Origin of the sequence: Streptomyces sp. NPDC050560, assembly GCF_044457285.1 — a bacterium.
GTDB lineage: Bacteria > Actinomycetota > Actinomycetes > Streptomycetales > Streptomycetaceae > Streptomyces.
Genome location: NZ_JBITGT010000020.1, coordinates 110,112 through 129,887, shown reverse-complemented (window position 1 = coordinate 129,887; position 19,776 = coordinate 110,112). Strand labels below are relative to the sequence as shown.

General features: G+C 73.5%; 7 protein-coding genes. All 7 read right to left on the bottom strand.

Annotation, left to right across the window (positions count from 1 at the left end):
- Genes ACIBIW_RS33535 through ACIBIW_RS33505 form a run of 7 tightly spaced genes read right to left on the bottom strand, consistent with a single transcriptional unit; the run spans position 1 to position 19,716 of the window.
- Positions 1–1,347, bottom strand: a complete 1,347-nt coding sequence (locus ACIBIW_RS33535) for a salicylate synthase (protein WP_399341789.1) — start codon at positions 1,345–1,347, stop codon at positions 1–3.
- Between the two features lie 17 nt (positions 1,348–1,364).
- Positions 1,365–6,788 carry an amino acid adenylation domain-containing protein gene (locus ACIBIW_RS33530; RefSeq protein ID WP_399341786.1) on the bottom strand — a complete coding sequence of 1,808 codons (5,424 nt, stop codon included), beginning with the start codon at positions 6,786–6,788 and terminating at the stop codon, positions 1,365–1,367.
- Positions 6,785–8,164, bottom strand: a complete 1,380-nt coding sequence (locus ACIBIW_RS33525; protein WP_399341785.1) for an FAD-binding oxidoreductase — start codon at positions 8,162–8,164, stop codon at positions 6,785–6,787. Before ACIBIW_RS33525 ends, ACIBIW_RS33530 begins: the two co-directional genes overlap by 4 nt.
- A 4-nt stretch (positions 8,165–8,168) precedes the next feature.
- Entirely contained in the window at positions 8,169–8,873 is a 705-nt protein-coding gene (locus ACIBIW_RS33520) for a VOC family protein (protein ID WP_399341783.1), read from the bottom strand.
- A 27-nt stretch (positions 8,874–8,900) separates the two neighbouring features.
- Complete coding sequence (locus ACIBIW_RS33515; RefSeq protein WP_399341782.1) at positions 8,901–11,099, bottom strand: Gfo/Idh/MocA family oxidoreductase; 2,199 nt, start codon at positions 11,097–11,099, stop codon at positions 8,901–8,903.
- Positions 11,096–12,202: a saccharopine dehydrogenase NADP-binding domain-containing protein gene (locus tag ACIBIW_RS33510; RefSeq protein ID WP_399341781.1), complete on the bottom strand. Its 1,107-nt coding sequence runs from the start codon at positions 12,200–12,202 to the stop codon at positions 11,096–11,098. The genes ACIBIW_RS33515 and ACIBIW_RS33510 overlap by 4 nt, the downstream gene beginning before the upstream one ends.
- Positions 12,199–19,716 (bottom strand): amino acid adenylation domain-containing protein, encoded by a 7,518-nt coding sequence (locus ACIBIW_RS33505; RefSeq protein WP_399341779.1) that lies wholly within the window; start codon positions 19,714–19,716, stop codon positions 12,199–12,201. The genes ACIBIW_RS33510 and ACIBIW_RS33505 overlap by 4 nt, the downstream gene beginning before the upstream one ends.
- Positions 19,717–19,776 lie beyond the last annotated feature (60 nt).

The following is a 19,776-nucleotide window of genomic DNA, read 5'->3' as shown; positions in this document are numbered from 1 at the left end:
TCAGCCCTCCCTCGGAACCAGGTAAGGGGCAACGCTGCGCAGCTTCTCGCAGCTCTCCTCGTATTCGCGATCGGGGCGGGACGCTCCGACGATTCCGGCGCCGGCGCGCAGCCACGCCGTGTCGTCCCGCTGGTAGACGGCGCGCAGCACGAGTGCCGCGTCCAGCGAGCCGTCGTATCCGGCGCGCAGCACGGCGCCCGCGTACAGGCCGCGCGGCTCGTCCTCCAGCTCCCGGATGAGCCGGTACGCGGCCGGTTTGGGGATTCCGGAGGCGGTGACCGGGGGAAACACCGCGCCGAGCGCGTCCCACGCGGTGCGGCCGTCCGCGAGGTCGGTGGTGACCCGCGAGGCGAGGTGTTGCACGCTGCCGCGTTCCCTGACGGTCAGGAACTCGCCCACCCGGGTGGTACCGGCGGCTCCGACCGAGGAGAGTTCGTCGACGGCCAGCCTGACCGACATGGCGTGCTCGTAGACCTCCTTGGGGTCGCGGTGCAGTTCTGCGCGCAGGGCGGTGTCCCTTTCCGGTTCGCCGGTCAGGGCGCGCGTACCGGCCAGGGGTTGGGTGGTGGCGGTGCCGTCGCCCGGGGCCTCGATGACGGTCTCCGGGCTGAACCCGGCGGCCTGCGTCCCGTCCAGGTCCAGCAGGAAGGAGCGGGCCGGGGTGTTGGCGAGGCGGCCCGCGACATAGGTGGCCGGCATGTCGACGGAGAAGGGCACCCGGACGGCGCGCGAGAGTATCACCTTGTCCAGTGCGCCTCGGCCGATCTCGGCGACCGCGCGGGCCACCCGAGCGCGGTAGGAGCCGTTCGCGCCCTGGGCGGCCTCCTGCGCTCCCTCGGGACCCGAGGCTTCCTCTGCTTCTTCTACGTTCACGGGTTTCGGCGGAGGCGGTGCGGTGTCCTGGGGCCGTGACAGGACGTCACGGAGCCGGGCGGGAAGGCCGGGCTCCGTGGTGCGCACAGTGAGGTTCCGCCGGGTGATCGTCAACTCGGTGGCGGGGACGATCAGATGGGCCAGCGTAACGGTGTCGGTGTCGGTGTCGCCGCTCGCAAGCTCGAACGCGAGCCAGCCGTAGGCGTTCCCGTCCGCGACGGGGGCCCGCCGCAGGGCGGTGCGGATCGCCTGCCACGGGGTGTCCCGCCAGGGCAGGTCCGGTGCCCCGTCGTCCGTGTGGACAGCACGGGGGCGCACGCGAAGGTGGGTCAGCGGGTCGCCCGCGAGATACCAGTGGCCCTCGCGTTCGTAGACGACGTACTGGGCGAAGAGACCGGACGCGGCGACGCGGGCGGCGGTGGCCAGGGGATCGAAGGGGCCCTGGATGGTGCTGTGCCGGTACTGCTCGGACATGGGTCTTCCCTTCGGGGTCAACGGGTGTGGGCCCGGCGCAGCGGATCGGCGACGAGGTCGGCGACGCGGGCGACGTGCGGCTCCTCGACGCAACTGAAGTGGTTGCCGTCGATGCCGGTGACCGGCAGATCGCCGAGGCACACCTCGCGCCAGAAGGCGAGCGTGGTGTCGTCCATCCCCGGGGCGAACCCGGAGGACTCGCCCGGGAGCAGGAAGCGGATGTCGCCGGCGTACGGGTCGGGGCTGAAACGGGCGGAGAGGAAGCTCTGCCGGAAGACCCGGAACATTCCGGCGACCATGTCGGGCGGTACCTCCTCGCCGCCGACCCGGGTCGCGGTGCGGGCGTACACCTCGAAGCGCTCGTCGCGGCTGTGGGAGGCGAGGTGCCGGAAGAAGGCTCCCGCGCGGTCGAGTCCCGGGTCGCCGCCGACCTTCGCCAGGGCGCCGAGCGGGACCCTGCCGCCGTTCTCCTCGATGACGTGCATGAAGCCGCGGACGACGGTGTCCGTGTCGAGGTCGCCAAGGCCGGTCTGGCCGAGGGAGATGTGGAGGTTGGGGACGAAGAGGATCTCGATCATCAGGTCGTCCTCGACGTCGACGACCACCGGATGGCTGCTGATGAGGACCAGGTCGCTCACGTGCACACCGCGCTCGTCGAGGCGGCGGGCCACCTCGGTGGCGTAAAGGCCGCCGAGGCAGTAGCCGATGAGCTGTACCCGGTCGTGGCCCTCGGCGAGCAGCCGCTCGGTGTAGTCGTCGGCGGCGCGCTCGATGACGTGCGCGGGGTCCTGGGCGAGATAGCGCTCGGTGTCGTCGATGACCACCCCGAGGACGGGGCCGAGGTCCTGGGCCACGAGGCGGGCGGCCAGCGGCCGGTAGCAGTCCATGGTGCCGAGTCCCGCGTGGAACATCACGCGCAGCGGCCCTTCCCCGCCGGTGCTGAACGGCATCAGGCCGGCGTTGCCCGTGTCGGCACGGCGCGTCACGGGTCCTGGGCCGGTGGTGGCGGTCTCGCCCAGGAAGGAGGCGAGTTCGCCGAGGGTGGGGTGGTTGATGAGGCGGCGCAGCAGGGTGTCGAAGGGCACCGAGGCTGCTTGGGGTACCTGTTCGCGCAGGCGGCCCGCGAGCCGCGCCATGATGAGGGAGTCGGCACCGTGGTCGTAGAAGCTGTCGGTGCGGCCCACGGGCCCGCTGGGCAGGGCGTCGGAGAGGAGCGCCGCGAGCCGGGTCTCGAAGGCGCCGGTGGGTCCCGCGGCCTGGCTCGGCGCGGGGGTACCGGCCGTGGCGGGGCGCCAGGTGCCGAGGGTGCGGCGGTCGACCTTGCCGTTGGCGGTCAGGGGCAGCGCGTCGACCACCTGAAGATGCGTGGGGATCATCGGGGCGGGCAGGCGGTCGCGCAGGAAGGCCGTGAGGTCCGCCTCGGTGAGCGGCGCGCGGTTGGTCTTCACCCTGGCCGTGAGGAGGTGGACGTGCTGCGCCGCCAGCGGATGGCCGTCCTCGGGGAGGCAGAGCACGTCGTCGGCGCCCAGCTCCGTCAGGAGCGCGGCCCACTCGTCCCGGGTGAGGTAGGAGGAGCCGCCCCGCGCCCGGTCGTCGCCGGGCTCGGTCATCATGAACGCCTGTGAGGCCAGAATCCAGGGATGTTCGCGTGTGGGCTCGGTCAGGATCAGACGGCCGCCGGGGGCGGTCAGTTCGATCAGCCGCCGCAGGGACTCCCGGATGTCGCGGGCGTTTTCCAGCACACCGGCGGCGAGGACGACGTCATAGGTGTTCGGGGCGAGCCCCTGGGCACGGTGGTCGGTGTCGACGTCGAAGAGGCCGAAGCTCATGCGGGGGCGTTCGCGGTCGCCGAAGCGTGCCCGCGCCTCCGGCAGGAAGAAGGCGGCGGCATCGGTGAAGTGGTAGGTCGCGTCGCGGTCGGCCAGTGCTTCGACAGCGTCCGCGGTGGTGCCGCCGGTGCCCGCGCCGACCTCCAGGACCCGTAGCGGGAGATCGGCGGGGTGCGCCTCGGCGGTGCGCGCCAGCAGGGTGGCGACGGCACTGTTGTGGTAGCGGGCGATGGCGCCCAGCCGGTAGAGGGCGTGTGCGGTGTCGAACTCCCCACCGGGAAAGAGAAGTTCTACGGGGTCCTGGTCGCCGCGCAGCAGCGCGGGCAGGCGGTCCGTGTGCGCCCGGACGTAGCCGAGGAAGTCACGGGACGCGACACTCTCGTCCCACTGGGCTTCGGCACGCTCCCACAGCGCGGCCGTGGTGGAGGTGTCGTGGGCTGCGACGCGGGCAGCGCAGAGCACGGCGAGCCAGCGGCGGACGAGCCAACGGTGGCGCGGGGCGACTCCCGCCACTTCCAGAGCCTGGTCCGAGGGGGGCTCGCCCCCCGAGGGAAGGAGGCCGAGGTCGCGCAACGCGTCGGCCATGGAAGCCAGCACGGCGGTGTCGAAGGCTTGGGTGTGGGCGGCCACCCTCGCGTGCTGGAGGCCGGAGGCGGTCGCGGCGGCGGCCACGCTCGCCGCGGCGAACAGGGCGGGGTCAGGTGCGGCCGGGAGGACCGGGGCGGTCTCAACAGCGGCCAGCAGGGCCCGGTCGTCTCCGTCGCCGTCGACGACGGCGGCAGCGGCGGCCACGGCGGGGTGCTCGTGGAGTGCGGCCTCGATCTCGCCCAGTTCGATACGGTGTCCACGGATCTTGACCTGGGTGTCCGCGCGGCCGAGGAACTCCAGTTCGCCGCCGGGGAGATAGCGGCCGAGGTCGCCCGTGCGGTAGAGGCGCTGTCCACCGCGGGGGTGGTTGACGAAGCGCTCCGCGGTGGTCGTGGGGTCGCCCAGGTATCCCTCGGCGAGCCCTTCTCCTTCGATGAACAGCTCGCCCGGCACCCATACCGGGCGGTCGTTCAGTTCGGCGTCGAGTACGTGAAAGCGCTGGTTCGCGAGCGGCAGGCCGTAGGGAACGCTGCGGCGGTCCGCATAACTCCCTCGGCAATGGTGGTAGTTGGACCAGATCGCCGCCTCCGTCGCGCCGCCGAGTGCTATCAGGTCCACGGCGGGCAGCCGGGCCGCGAGGGTGTCGGGCAGCGACACGGGCAGCCAGTCGCCGGAGAGCAGGGCGAGGCGCAACGTGGGCAGGGCGAGGTCCTGCTCGGTCTCCAGATAGGTGACGAGCATCTGCATGAGCGCCGGTACGGAGTTCCAGACGGTGACCCCGTGCTGGTCGGCAAGTTCGGCCCAGTGGGAGGGGTCGGTGCGGCGCTCGGGCTCCGGCAGCACGAGGGCGGCGCCGACCGAGAGCGGGCCGAAGATGTCGTAGACGGACAGGTCGAAGCCGAGTCCCGCGAGGCCGAGCACCCGGTCCCGCGCCGTGACGCCGAAGCGCCGGTTCACATCCTCGATGGTGTTGAGGGCGGCCCTGTGGCTGATGACGACGCCCTTGGGGCGGCCGGTGGAGCCGGAGGTGTGGATGACGTAGGCGGGGGCGTCGGGGTCGCCGTCGTCGGCGGGCGCGACGGACGCGGCCGGTGCCAGGGTGTCCACGGCCACCGTGAGACCGCCCTCGGGGGCCTCGACGGGCAGCCACGACTGGGTCAGAACGTGGCGGACGCCCGCGTCTTCGAGGATGGCGGCGCGGCGCAGCGGCGGCTGGGCGGAGTCCACCGGCAGATACGCTCCCCCGGCAAGCAGCGTGCCGAGGACGGCGACCACCTGCTCGGGGCCCTTGTCCATCACGACCGCCACCCGGTCCCCCGCGCCGCACCCCGCCGCACGCAGGGCGTCGGCGACCGCGGTGGCCCGACCTGCGAGGCCGCCGAAGTCGAGGGTGCCGCCCTGAGTGATCACGGCGGGCCGGTCGGGCGTGCGCCGTGCCTGCGCGAACACGGCCTGGTGCAGCGCCGCGTCGGGGAGCGGCGCAACAGTGTCGTTGACCCGCTGCCGCTCCGCCGCCTGCCAGTCGGGCAGCCGCACCGGGTGAGCGCTGTTCCAAGGAACGTCCTGGTCGGCGAGCCGCCGCACCAGGCTCTCGAAGGCGTCGAACATGTCGTCCACCAGGCCGTCGGGGAACACCCCTTCGCGGACGTCCCAGTTGACCTGCAACCCTTCGGCGTCGTCCATGGCCTGGCAGTCGATGAACACCTGGGGGGTCTGGGTGATGCCGAACCCGTCGAGGCGGCCCTGCGCCCGCCCGCCGGTGCCGTCGTCACCGAGGCCAATCGCGCTGGTGAACACCACCGGCATCAGGGCGGCTTCCCGGCCCCGGCGGCGCGAGAGTTCGCGCAGGACCTCCACACCCGAGTAGAGCCGGTGGTCGAGGTCGTCGAAGAGGCGGTCCGAGAGTGCTCGTACGCGTTCGGTGAAGGTGGCGTCCGCCTCCGGTTCCACGGCGAGCAGGCTGACGCTGGTGAAGTCACCGACGACGCGGCCGATTGCCGGGTGCAGCGGGAGGCGGTTCAGCACGGTGAGGTTGAGGGTGAACCGTGGGCCGGCGCTCCAGCGGCCGAGCACGGCGGCGTAGGCGCCCAGCACCGCGGCCGACGGGGTCACTCCCCGCTCCCTGGCACGGTCTCTGAACCTCTCCCAGGCGGCGGCGTCCAGCTTCAGGCAGCGGCGGCGGAAGCGGGGGGCGCTCCGGTCCTCCTCGGCGAGCGGCAGGTCGGGGGCGGGCGGCAGCGAGTCCAGGCGGGCGTGCCAGTACTCCTGGTCACGCTGGTAGGAGGGAGACTCACGCAGTGCCCGCTCCGCGAGCAGGTAGTCGCGGAACTCGACGTCCAGCGGCGGCAGTTCAGCGCCGGGGTCGGCGTGCAGTGTCTCGAACTCGCCCAACAGCAGCCAGATACTCGCCCAGTCCGCGATGAGGAAGTCCATCGACAGATGCAGGACGGCGCGGTCGGGCAGCCGGGTGAGGCGCAGATCGAAGAGGGGCCAGGCGGTGGTCTCGTACACCCGGTGGCCCATCTCCTCACGGGCCCGGATCAGCGCCTCGTCGCTTTCCGCGACGGTGGCGGGCACGCGCAGTCGCGGCACCTCGGCCATGGTGCGTTGGTGACCGGCGGGGTCGATGACGGCCCGCAGCATCGCGTGCCGCGCGACGAGCAGGTTCCATGCGTCCTCGGTGCACTCGGGGTCGAGGTCGGGGTAGGTGACCTCCAGATAGACGTGGCAGGCGACGCCCGCGTGGCCGAAGGCGTCATGGCGGCCCAGGAGGTAGGCGGACTGCACGTCGGTCAGGGGGAACGGCTCATGGTGTGCGGCGGGGTCCGGCACCAGGGCGGGCCCGGTTTCGGCGCGGAGCAGCTCCAGGACAGGGGCCTTGTGCCGCTTCAGTTCCTGGAGGTGTGCCGCGTCGAGGGTGCCCTTGGGGGCGCGGTAGCGGAGTGCGCCGTCCTCCTCCCACAGGTGGACGCCCGCCTGTCGGAGCCGTTCGATCAGGTCGGCCGGGGTGGTCTGCTGGGTCATCGCGGGGGCTCCTTGGCCGTGGGAGGCGGAACGTTGGCGTTGTGGCGGAAGGTGTTGTCGGGGTCCCAGGCGTCCTTGACCAGGGCGAGGCGCGCGTAGGTGTGCTCTCCGTAGGCGGCGCGGACCCAGTGGGGCTCGGGGTCGGGCAGCAGGTTGACGTAGGGGCCGCGGGTGACCCTGCGCAGCGCCTGCCGGGCGGAGCGCGCGGGCCCCATGTGGTCGGGGCTGTCCGCCGCGCCGTACCACTGGGCGCACAGCTCGACGAACCAGCGGGCGTCACGGTGGGCGAACGCGGTCGGTCCCGCGGGCGCCCTGGCGATGGCTCCGCCGAGGGCGCCGAGGACGACGGAGAAGGAGGGACCGCCGGTTTCCCAGTGGTCGAGAAGCAGATCGAGGGTGGAGTCCGAGAGTTCGGGCAGCAGCTCTCCCCTGTTGTAGACGTTCTGCCGGGTGGCGTCGGGAGGGGAGGGCAGCAGACGCTGGTAGGAGGTGTACGGGAGGCGGGTGACACCGTCGGCGACGGGCCGTGCGGCGCCCCGGCGCAGCGGGGCGAGGACGGTGTCGGCGGCCTCGGGAGGCCCGAACCAGCTCGGGATGAGGACGGCGCACCGCTCGTAGCGCAGGTGCTCGGGGACGAACGGCAGCGGTGGCGCGGTCCACAGGACGGCGACGAGGGAGGCGGCGTCAGGGGCGTCGGAGAGCCAGTCGCGGGCGGCCCGCAAGGCGGTACGCGCCTGCGCCGGGGGGTACACGAGGGGGCCGGCGACCACACCGTCGACGGGGTGCAGCCGGAAGCCGAAGCGGGTGACGACGCCGAAGTTGCCGCCGCCTCCGCGCAGCGCCCAGAAGAGGTCGGGGTGGGTGTCGGCGTCGGCGCGCACATGGCGTCCTTCGGCCGTGACGACCTCGAAGAAGGTGACGTTGTCGCTGGTGAGCCCGTATTGTCGGGAGAGGTCGCCGACACCGCCGCCGAGGGTGTGTCCCGCGATGCCGACGTCCGTGTTGCGCGGTCCCGGCAGGGCGAGCCCGTGCTCCTGGGTGGCCGCGTCGAACTCGCCCCAGGTCAGGCCGGGTTCGGCAACGGCGGTGCGGTCGGACGGGTCGATGTCGATGCCTTTCATGCCGCCGAGGTCGACGACCACGCCTCCGTCGCAGGTGCCCCAGCCCGCGACATGGGTGCCGCCGCCGCGGACCGCCACGGGCAGGCGGTGGGTGCGGGCGTGGGCGAGGACGGCGATGACGTCGTCCACGTCCGTGCAGCGGGCGATCAGCGCGGGGTGCCGGTCGACGCGCGCGTTGCGTACGCGCCGCGCGCGGTCGTACCCAGGCTGTGACGGTGTGAGCAGGCGACCGCGGAATCCTGGCGGAGTGGCCATGGCCCTACCGCTTCCCGGCCGGTGCCGCGAAGACGGCACCGTGGAGTCGGGCCGGGTCCAACAAGTCGGACAAGCCGTCGAGTTCGACGTCGACGACGCCCGTGGTCGCGGCGTCCTCGACGGTGAGGGGGCCGCCAGGCCCGAGGTGGGCGGCGAGGGTGTCGAAGGCCGTACGGTCGTCCTGTGCGACGCCCAGGCGTACCCGGGTGACGTGTCGCGCGCCGTTGGGGTGGACCACGGTGGCGGGCCGCTGCGGAGGACGGTACGCGGAGACGACGAACGGCAGCCGGGCGGGCCGGGTGGCGAGGAACTGGTAGCGCACCAGGGCGCCGTCGGGGCGCGTTCTGCGCCCGTTCATGACGCGGGAGACCCGCACGCCCGACGCCGCCAGCGCCGCGTGTGCCCGGCCGAGTTCAGGTTCTTCGGTCTCCAGGGCGAGGTCGCGCCACCCCTCCCGCGGATGGGCCCAGCGCGCCAGCCGCTCTCCGGCGGCGAGCCCGTACCGGGCCGCCATGGGCCACTTGAGGGCGCGGAACGCCGACGGAAGCTGGAAGAACTCGATGAACGGGCCCTCGGCGAACCACAGCAGGGCGTTGTGCGCCCGCTGGGGCGCGCTGCCGTACTCCAGGGTGAAACCGAGTTCCCGGTAGTCCCGCACGACCGCGTGGACGTCGTCGACCTTGCACAGAACGTGGCTACAGCGCAGCACGGCGGTGTCTCTTCCTTGACGAGGTGGTCAGCGGAGGTGGGCGGCGAGAAGCCGTTGGCCCAGGGGTGCCAGGGGGTGGTCTTCCGCAGGGGCGGTGACGGCCTCCGCGAGACCGGCGCGGGTGAGTGCGTCGAGCCACTGGCGGCGGGTGAGGAACGTGCTTCCGGTCTCCCGCCGTATGTCCTGTGGGGGCGTCATCATGAACGCCTGGGATGCCAGGATCTCCAGGTGCTCACGGACGGGTTCGGTCAGGAGCAGCCGTCCGCCGGGGGCGAGCAGATCGGTCAGGTGCCGCAGGGAGGCGTCGGTGTCACGGGCGTTGTTCAGGACACCGGCGGCGATGACCAGGTCGGCGCCGCCGGTCACCATGGCCTGGTCGGCCGGTGCGCGGTCCACGTCGTACAGACCGTGCCGCATCCAGGGGTACGCGGTGTGGCGCGCCTCGGCGGCGGTGACGAAGAACGGCGACACGTCGGTGAAGAGGTAGTCGACGCAGGGTCGCGCGCTGCCACCCGCGGTGAGTGCGGCGGTGACGGCGGCCGTGGTGGCGCCGGTTCCCGCGCCGATCTCGACGACGCGCAGGGGCCGCTGTGGTGTGTGCGCGGCGGCGAGGGACCGTACGGCGGTGGCCACGGCGGTGTTGAGCCAGCGGGCGGTGACGGTGTCCCGGTAGACGGCGTCCGCGAGGTCCGTGCGCCCCTGCGGGAACAACAGCAGGGCCGCCTGCTGTTCGTCGCGCATCAGCCGCGGCAGACACTCCGCGTTGCGGCGCAGGTAGGCGATGAACTCGGGGCCGCCGAGGCCCTCGGCCCAGAGCGCGGCCGCGGCGTCCCAGTCCCTGGCGATGTCGGAGGGGTCCACCGGTGCGGCGCCGCGCAGCAGCGCGCCGTCGCGTGAGACGGTCTCGCGCTCGGCCAGCACGCGCAGCCAGCGGCGCACGAGCCCGTGGTGTCGGGGCGCGACGCCCGCGGTGTGCAGGATCTCCGTGTCCGTGTAGGGGCGTCCGGGGTCCCGGAGAACGCCGAGGTCCTGGAGCGCGCCCAGCATGGAGCCGAGGACGGCCCGGTCGAGCCGTCGGACGAAGGCGTCGGCAAGGGGACGCCCGACCTGCCCGACACGTCGGTCGGCCTCGGCCCCCGCATGGGCCAGCAGGTCGGAGAGGGGCGTCAACTCCTGTGCGGAAAGGGGCTCATGGGACTGGCCGGGGCGCAGGGTCGGGTAGCCGGTCGCCTTGGTGAGGTCCTGCCACATACGAGCGAGCGTGAGGTGGTACTGGTCGGGGCCGCGCACGGGCCGGGTGCCGGGCACGATCGCGGCGTGTACGGCACACAGGTCCTCGCCGATGGCCGTGGGCCACACCTCGCTCAGTTGGCGGCGGAGGTCGGCCGGGGCGGCGGGATCGAGCAGTGTGGTGGCGGGGTCGCCGAGGTGCCGGGTGTCGTCGGCATCGAAGTCGAAGCGGTCCCTGACGGAACGCGGTATGTGCAGTCGTGGGCTCCACAGGACAGGGCCGTGCGGGTCGGTGAGGGTGAGCCTGCCGCCCGCCGTGCCGATCGTCACCTGGTGGAGCAGGGGGAGGTGGTTGTCGGGGTCGTCGGGGTCCACCTGGTTATGCACGCGCAGGGTGAGCGGCGCGCCGCCGATGGTGCCGGTGAGCGCGGCGAAGGGCGCTTCCTCGCCATGGTCCACGGCATCCAGCGCCCAGGGTCTCGTGGTGCCGAGCGCCTCGCCGAGGATGTGCAGCAGCGGGAAGGCGACCTGCGAGGCGCAGGCGGCGTCGACGTAGGTGATCGGTTGCCGCGTCCGGGCGGCGCGAGCCGCCTCGGTGAAGCGCCGTACCTCCGGCAGCCGTGGGTACAGGTCGCCGAGCCGGTAGCGGACACCGTGTGCCCGGGCCTCGCGGAGGCAGGCGGCAAGGTCCTCGTGATGCACGGGTTGTTCCTGTACGACATGGATGCCGCGCCGCAGCAGCCGCAGGGCCAACTCCGTGCCCGCGCCGCCGAGGACGCCGGAGCGGACCACCACACAGGCCAGATCCACGTCATCGGGCAGTTCGTCCACGTCGCGGTAGAGCGGGACCCCGTGGCGTGCGGCGCAGTCCACGGAGCGCGCGCCACCGGCGGCCAGGACCCCGGCGATCTCGAACTGCCCGGGCAGCCGGGCCAGCGCGGCCAGATAGAACTGGCCGAACGTGGTACCGCACACCACTGTCCGCAACACGCTCACAGGACTCCCTCCTCCACGGTGGCCAGGTCAGCCACTGCCGCGTCGTGCACGTCGACCCGGCACACGGCGGGGTCCGCGGTCAACAGGGCCAGTGCGGCGTCCGCCGCCAGAGCGGTGGCGGCCGGATGGACACCGGGCGGCGCCTGGCCGCGGAGCACCGCGAGCGCGGCGACACCGGCGACGGCGCCGGTGAGCGAGGAGACACCGGGGGCGCGCAGGACGGCCGTACGGGTGCGGGAGCGCCCGGCGCGTACCCCGTCTGCCTGTACGAGCAGGGTGAGGTAGGGGGTGCGTCCCGCCGAGTCGAGCGCGGTGGCGCGGCACAGGGCGCGCACCGCGCCGTCGCGGTCCAGGGCGCGCGCGGAGGCGAGCACGGCGGCCGTCTGCTCGCCGTCCACGACCGAGTACCACACGCCCTCGGACAGGGACAGGTCCTCGGCGAGGCGTTCAGCCTCGGTGTCCAGATAGGGGTGCGCCGTCAGGGGGCGCGGAAAGTACGGCAGACCCAGGTCCTTCAGGGTGCCGAGGGCGTCCGTGCGACGGGCGCCGCCGAGCCAGGCGGCGAAGGGTTCGCTCGACGGCCCGAGGACGCCGTCGAGGTAGTCGTCCGCGCCCGTCGCCGTGAAACGGTCGAGGGCGCCCGCGTAGGTGGTGAGGCGGCGCACCGTGTCGAAGTGCTCCACTGCCAGGGCGCGCGGCAACAGGCCGGACAGTCCCGGCAGGGCGCCGGCGTCGTACAGCACCGTGCGCTCGCCGACGTCTGTCGTGAGCGGGTCGGCGCGGCTGCCGCCACCCGCGTCGACGGCCTGGGCACCGGCCGCCAGCGCCGCGCGGACGACCGCGGGTGAGGTACGGCGGGAGGGGCCCGCGCAGTGGACGACGACGTCGCAGCCGCGGGCGAAGGCGGCCAGGGACGCCGCGTCGCCCGCGTCCACCCGCACGGTCTGCGCCTCGGTGCCGGTGCCGCGCAGGGTCATGGCGACGACGTCCCGGACCCGGTCGAGGTTCCGGCCGCCGATGCGCAGGGGCCCTGCGCCGTGCAGGGCGAGGAAACGGATGGTGTGGCGGCCGACCGCGCCGTGTCCGCCGACGAGACCGATCACAGTGTGCCCTCCTCGGTTTCGCCCTGGGTGGGCAGGAGGTCGCCGAGGGCCCGTGCGAGCTGTTGGAGGGTGGGCCCCGCGAACATGCGCCGCAGCGGCAGTTCGACGCCGAAGGTGCGGGTGACCTCGGCGAGGAAGCGGGCCGCGAGCAGGCTGTCGCCGCCGAGCGCGAAGAAGCTCTGCCGTCGGCCGACGACCCGCGTCCCCAGCAACTCGCCCCAGAGCGACGCGAGTCGCTGTTCGAGTTCGCCGCTCGGTGGCTCGTCCGTGTCGGCGGGCCCGTCGTTCGCGAGAAGGGTGGCGAGCGCCGGACGGTCGAGTTTGCCGTTGGCGCCGAGGGGCAGCCGCGGCAGCACCGCGACCCGCTCGGGCACCATGTGGGCGGGGAGTTGGGCAGCGGCCAGGTCCCGCAGGACACCCGGGTCGAGTGCCGTGGCCCGGGCCGGCCGCTCGGCCACGAGCAGTTCGAGGAACGAGCCGGGCACCGGGGTGTGGTCGACGGAGTCGAATCCGGCGGCGCCCAGCAGCTCCGCCCATCGTGCCGCCGGCAGTACGGGCGTGCCCGCCGCACGGCGTTCCCTGTCGAAGTCCGCGTAGCCGCCGTCCAGGAGCGCGGCGGTAAGGAGCGCCACGGGTGTCAGCTCGCTGCGTTCGACGGCGAGCAGCTTCCCACCGCCTCGGACCAGCAGCCCCGCCAGGGCCGTGCCATGGGAGGGGTCGGGGCCGCGGTGGAGCGTCTGGTCGGCCAGCACGAGATCGAAGCGGTGCTGGAGATCGTCGGGGATGACGGGGCCGACAAGGCGACGGCAGTCCGTGCGGTGTGCCAGGCCGCCGAGACACCGCTCGGCCGACTCGACGAGGCCGGGGTCAGCGTCGGTCAGGGTGTAGTGGACCTGCTCGGGTGCCAGGCGGGACAGCATCCTGGCGGCCCGGGTTCCGTCGCCGCCGCCGAGTTCGGCGATCTCCACGGGGCGTCCGAGTGCGGTGGCCGCCTCGGTGACGTGGGCGGCGACGGCGGCGAGTGCGGTGTCGCCACCCGGGTCGGCGGCGGCGAGCCTGGCGGGCGCGAGGACGGGATCGGCGAGCAGCAGGGCCGGGTCGGCCCGTCCGGTGAGGATGTCCCGGTAGTCGTCGAGGCGGTCGAGGAGGCGGTCGTACGCCCGCTGGAGGAGGGCGGCGTAGCCGTCGCCCCCGGGGGCGGGTCCCGGCGGGGCCGGGGCGGCGCCGGGTGCGGGGGTGTACCCGGCGCCGCCCCGGAGCAGGGCGCCGTCGTCGGCGAGCCATCGCAGCCAGAGCCGCAGCGTGGGCAGATGCGCATCGGTGACACCGAGCCGTGCCGCCCACCGTGCGGCGGTGAGCGGCGAGCCGTCGCCGGGTGGGTCGAGGAGGCGCAGCAGGAAGGAGCGTGCCACCGCGGCCTCCCGTGCGCGTGCCAGGTCCCTGAAACGCCGGGTGGCGGCGTCAGGTTGCGCGGTGCGCAAGGCCGCGGGCGCGTGGCCGCCCGCGGGTACGACGGCCGCGACGAGACGCCGCGCCGCCCGGTCGCCTGCGACCGCGGCGACGGCACGGCCCACGCCGGGCGCGGCACGCAACGCCGTCTCGATCTCGCCGAGTTCGACGCGGTGGCCGCGTACCTTCACCTGGTGGTCGGCGCGCCCCAGGAACTCCAGCGTCCCGTCGGGCCAGTAGCGGCCCAGGTCCCCGGTGCGATACCAGCGCACACCCCCCGCCACGACAAAACGCTCGGCGGTACGCTCCGGATCACCACGGTAGCCACGGGCCACCCCCGCACCCCCGATCCACAACTCCCCCGGCACCCAGTCGGGACAGTCACGCCCCAGCGCGTCCACGACACGGAAGCTCTGGCCGCGCAGCGGGCGCCCGTACGGGACCGACCGCCAGGCGGGGTCGACCGCGGTGACCTCGTGGGCGTTGGACCAGATGGCGGCCTCGGTGGCGCCGCCGAGCGCGATGAACCGGCACCACGGGTTCTGCTGGGCGAGGCGCCCCGGCAGGTCCAGGCCGATCCAGTCGCCCGAGATCAGGGCGAGGCGCAGGGAGTCGGGCGCCCGGGTGCTCTCCGCGGTGGTGACCAGCATGTCGAGCAGGGTGGGAACGGTGTTCCACACGGTGACACGGTGGCGGCGCACCAGGTCGAGCCAGGCGTGGGCGTCCCTGCGCATCTCCTCTTCGATCAGGACCACGGTGCCGCCCGCCGACAGCGGGCCGAACACGTCGTAGACGGACAGGTCGAAGTCGAGCGCGGACACCGCCAGGGCGCGGTCCGAAGTGCCGACCCCGAAGCGCTCGTTGACGTCGGTGACGGTGTTGGACGCGGCCGCGTGGGTGATCTCCACGCCCTTGGGGGCGCCGGTGGAACCTGAGGTGAAGATGGTGTAGGCGAGGGTGTCGGGCGGCACCTGGACCGGGGCGGCGGGGACGTCCAGGACGGGGGCGGCGTCCACGGTGAGCGTGGGCACCCCTGCCGCCGAGGGACCGCCGGGGGCGGTGAGGGCGAGCCGGGTTCCGGCAAGCCGGTGAATACGGGCGCCGCGGGCCGGCGGCTGGTCGGGGCCGACGGGGACGTAGGCGGCACCCGCGGCGAGGACGGCGAGGACGGCCACGATCTGGTCGGGGCCCTTGGGAAGGGTGACGGCGACGAGTTGCCCCGGGCGCACGCCGTGCTCGACGAGGGCACCGGAGAGCTTCAGGGCGCGGGTGGCGAGGTCGCCGTAGGTCATACGGCCTTCTTCGCCCCACAGCAGGGCGGTGCGGTGCGGGTGCCTCGCGGCGTGGCGGAAGAAGGCCCCGTGGAGGAGGGCGGGGTGCGCGGTGCCGGTCGCGTTGGCAGTGGCGCGGGTGGTGCGCTGGGCGGCGGGAAGGAGGTCGGGGGCGGGTTGGGTCCAGTCGTGGCCCGACAGCCAGTCCACCAGGCCGAGGTAGGCGTCGAACGCCGTGTCCAGCAGGCCCTCGGGGAAGAGCTCGTCCACGGCGTCCCAGTTGAGGCACACGCCGTCGCCGTCTTCGGTGACCTGGTGGTCGAGCCAGACCTGCGGGGTCTGCGAGACGCCCCAGACCTGGCGGTCGAAGGGAGCCAGGGGCGGTTCGCCGCCGACCCCGAGGGCGCTGGTGAAGACGACGGGCATGATGGTCTCGGGGTCACCGGTGGACCGGGCGAGTTCGCGCAGCACCTGCACCGCGGAGACCTCACGGTGGTCGAGTGAGCGCCACAGCTCCTCCTGGAGGCGGCGGGCGCGCTCCAGCCAGGTCTCCCGCGCCTCGGGTCTGAAGGGTACGAGCATCAACGAGGTGAAGTCCCCGAGGACGCGGCCGATGTGGGGGTGGATGTCGCGGCGGTCGAAGAGGGTGAGGTTGAGCGTGAGGTCGCGGCGGGCGCTCCATCGGCTCAGGGTGTCGGCGAAGGCTGCGAGCAGGACGCCCGAGGGGGTGAGGCCGTGGTCGCGGGCCCGTTCTGCGAGTGCCTTCCAGCGGTGTGCCTCGATACGGGCCTCGCGCCGGGTGAAGTGCGGGCGGACGACGGTGGCGGGGTCCTTGGCGAGGGGGAGCGCTGGTGCCGGAGGCAGTCCTGGAACCAGGCCCGTCCAGTACTCGCGTGCCGCGGCGACGGCATCGGGGTCGGTACCCACAGAGGCGAGGTAGTCGCGGAACGTGACGTCCACGGGCGGCAGCACCGCCTCCGGGTCGGCGTACAGCAGGGAGAGTTCGGTGGAGAAGATGAGGATGCTCAGGGCGTCGAGGGCGATGTTGTCGATGCCGATGCCGAGCCTGGTGAGGCGGCCCGCGCGCACGCCCCGCACCGCGAACAGCGGCCAGGTGCCGGGGTCGAACACCTGGTGCGAGGCGGACTCGCGCAGGGCCCTGAAGCCGGCCTCGGGGTCGGGTCCCGCGTCCGCGATGCCCACGGACAGCCGGGGCACCTCGGGCAGAATGCGCTGCCGCCCGTCGCCGTCCACGATGACGCGCAGCATCTCGTGCCGCCTGATCAGCCGGTTGAGCGCGGTTTCGAGCCTGCCGGGGTCGAGGTCCTCGATCTCGTACTCGCGGTAGAAGTGACAGCCGACGCCACCGAGGGTGAAGTCCTCGCCCCGGCCGAGCCAGTAAGCGCGTTGGACGTCGGTGAGGGGGAAGGGGGTGTGGCGGTGCTCGGGGTCAGTGGTCACGGTCGGGGCCGGGCGCGTCTCACCGTCCGTGGTCACGTGGCGGGCGAGGTCGGCGAGAACGGGGTGGGCGAAGAGGTCGGAGAGCCGGAGGGTGTCGCCACCCTCGGTGCGGAGCCGCGCGATGAGGCGCGTGGCGAGCAGGGAGTCTCCGCCGCGCGCGAAGAAGTCGTCCTCCCGGCCGATTCCGGAGGTGGCGAGGATGTCCTCCCAGGCGCGCGCGAGGCGGCGTTCCTCTGCGGTGCGCGGCGGGGTGGTCGCCGCCGCGTGCGGTGCCGCGGACTGCGCCACGAGACAGACGAGGGCCTTGCGGTCAGTCTTGCCGTTGGGGGTCAGGGGCAGCTCGTCGAGTACGGCGATGTCTTCGGGCACCATGACGGACGGCAGCCGCTCGGCGGTGTGGGCCCGCACCACGGCCGGTTCGGCCGCGCCGACCACGGCGGCGGCCAGGCGGCCGTCCTCGCCGACGAGGGCCACGGCGGCCCGCACCTCCGGGGCGGTGAGCAACGCTGCTTCCACCTCGCCGAGTTCGACGCGGTGGCCGCGTATCTTCACCTGGTGGTCGGCGCGCCCCAGGAACTCCAGCGTCCCGTCGGGCCAGTAGCGGCCCAGGTCCCCGGTGCGATACCAGCGCACACCGTCCACCACAACAAAGCGCTCGGCCGTCCGCACCCCGTCACCACGGTAGCCACGGGCCACCCCCGCACCCCCGATCCACAACTCCCCCGGCACCCAGTCGGGACAGTCACGCCCCAGCACGTCCACGACACGGCAGCGCACCCCCCGCAGCGGGCGCCCGTACGGGACCGACGTCCAGGAGTCCGGGACGGCGGTGACCTCCTGGACGGTGGAGTGGATGGCGGTCTCGGTGGTGCCTCCCAGCGCCACGAAACGGCAGTCGGGAGCGGCGGCGCGCACCCGGCCGGGCAGGTCGAGCGGTATCCGGTCGCCGCCGAGCAGGACGAGCCGCAGCGTGCCGAGGCAGCCGGGTCCCGCGGCGGTGACCAGCATGTCGAGCAGCGCAGGGGCGCAGTTGACGAGGGTGACCCCGTGCGTGGTGACCAGCCCGTCCCATGCCGCGGCGTCCCTGCGGGCGTCCTCGTCGACGCAGACCAGGGTGCCGCCGGCGGACAGGGTGCCGAAGATGTCGTAGACGGAGAGGTCGAAGTCGAGTGCGGACACGGCGAGGGTGCGGTCCGAAGGTGCCACGCTGAAGCGGTCGTTGAGATCGGTGACGGTGTTGAACGCCGCCGCGTGGGTGATCTCGACGCCCTTGGGCTCACCCGTGGACCCGGAGGTGTGGATGACGTACGCCAGCCCCGCCGGGTCGCCGGGTACGGGGGCGGGCAGGGGCTCCGTGCCCTCGGGCACGGAGATGTCGTCGAGGACGAGGCGTGCCGTGGCCGAGGCGAGGATGCGCTCTCGCCTGGCGTGCGGCTGGTCGACGCCGACGGGCGCGTAGGCGGCTCCGGCGGCGAGGACGGCCAGGACGGCCACGATCTGGTCGGGGCCCTTGGGCAGCGAAATGGCCACGAGATCGCCGGCGGTGACACCGCGGCCGCGCAGATGCGCCGCCAGCGTCAACGCCGCGTCGGCGAGTTGTCCGTACGAGAGAGCGGTGCCGTCTCCGGCGAGCGCGGGGGCGCCGGGGGCGGCGGCGGCCCGCGCGAAGAAGGCGTCGTGCAGGCAGGCGGGGAGCGGCTGTCGGTCGGTGTCGTCGGCCTTGTCGCGTACCGCGCGCCGGGACGCGGGCAGCAGGGGCGGCACCGGGCGCTGCCAGGCGTCCTGGTCGGTCAGCAGCCGCTCGACCAGGTCGCGGTAGGCGCCGAACATGGCGTCGAGCACGCCGGGTTCGAAGGCATCCTCGCGAGCGTCCCAGTTGGCCAGCAGGCCGCCGTCCACCTCGGTGATCTGGGCGTCGAGCCAGACCTGGGGGCCCTGCGAGATGATCCAGGACGGTCGGCCGAAGTGCTCCGTCACGGAGTCGGCGAAGAGTTCCCCGAGGCCGAGGGCGCTGGTGTGCACGACGGGCGCGAGGACGCGCTCGCCGTGCAGTCGAGAGGCGTCCCGCAGCACCTCGACGCCGGAGTATCCGCAGTGGGCGGCGTCCTCGTGGAAGCGCTGCTGGAGGCGCGCGGCACGCTCGGCGAAGGTTCCGGGTTCGCCGCCGTGCCAGGCGAGCAGGACGGACGAGGTGAAGTCGCCGACGAGGTGGGCGACGTCGTCGTGCAGCGGCTCGCGGTCGAACAACGGAAGGTTCAGCAGGAGATCGGGCTCCGCACTGAAGCCCTGGAGGACCTCGGCGAACACGGCGGTCATGGCCATGGCCGTGGTCAGCCCGTGGCGGTGTGCGTGGTCGCCGAGGCACCGGGCGCGTTCGGCGTCGAGGTGGAGGTGGCGGCGGACGACCGTGACCGCCTCGGGTCCGTGGCCGCGGGTGGGCAGCCGCGGCGCGCTCGGGAGGCCGGGGAGCCGACGCTGCCAGTAGGCGCGATCCGCCTCCAGCGCCTGCGCATGCGCGGGGGCCCGGCGGTGCGCCGCGCGGTCCGCGAGATAGCGCGGGAAGCTGTAGCCGAGGGCGGGCGGCGCGGTGGCGGGCTCGGCGTAGGCGCGGGCGAGGTCGGCCAGTAGGACGCGCAGGCTCAGCGCGTCGGCCGCCACCATGTCGAGGTTGACATGGAGCCGGGTGGCGCCGCCCGCCAGCAGGGAGAGCTGGACGTCGAGGACCTCCGCTGCGGCGATGTCCATGCGGCGGTGAGACAGGTTCCCACGCAGCTCTGCCAGGCGCTGCTGCGCGACACCGCCCGGAAGGTCGCGCAGATCGTGTACGCGCAACCCCGGCCAGGGGCTCTCGGCGAGTATGCGCTGGCGGCCGTCGTCGAGGACGGCTACCCGGAGCATGCCGTGCCGGGCGAGCACCGCGCGCACCGCTCTCTCAAGGCGGCCCGGGTCGACGTCGTGCCCGTCGAACTCGTTGTAGAAGTGCGCGGCGACACCGCCGAGGCGCTGTCCCTCGGAGCGGCCCACCCAGTAGGCGTGCTGCATCAAGGCGAGATCGAAGGGCGCGGACTCGTCGACCAGCGCGTGCGGGGCGGCCGTCGGCGTACCCTCGGCGGCGCGCTCGCGCAGCAGCCGGCGCCAGGCGCCGAGGGTCGGCTCCGCCATGAGGTCGGCGAATCGGACGTCGGAGCCCGCGCGGCGACATCGTCCTGCGAGCCTCATCATCGCCAGCGAGTCGAGCCCGAGGCCGACGAGATGGGCGTCCTCGTCGATGCCCTCGGCGGGGAGCCCCAGCAACTCACCGACGGCTGCGGACAATTCGGACCATGCGTCCACGCGTTCCCTGGCCATCTGCGTCCATCCCCTCGAAGTCGTCGAGCCCCTCTCCGTGCAACG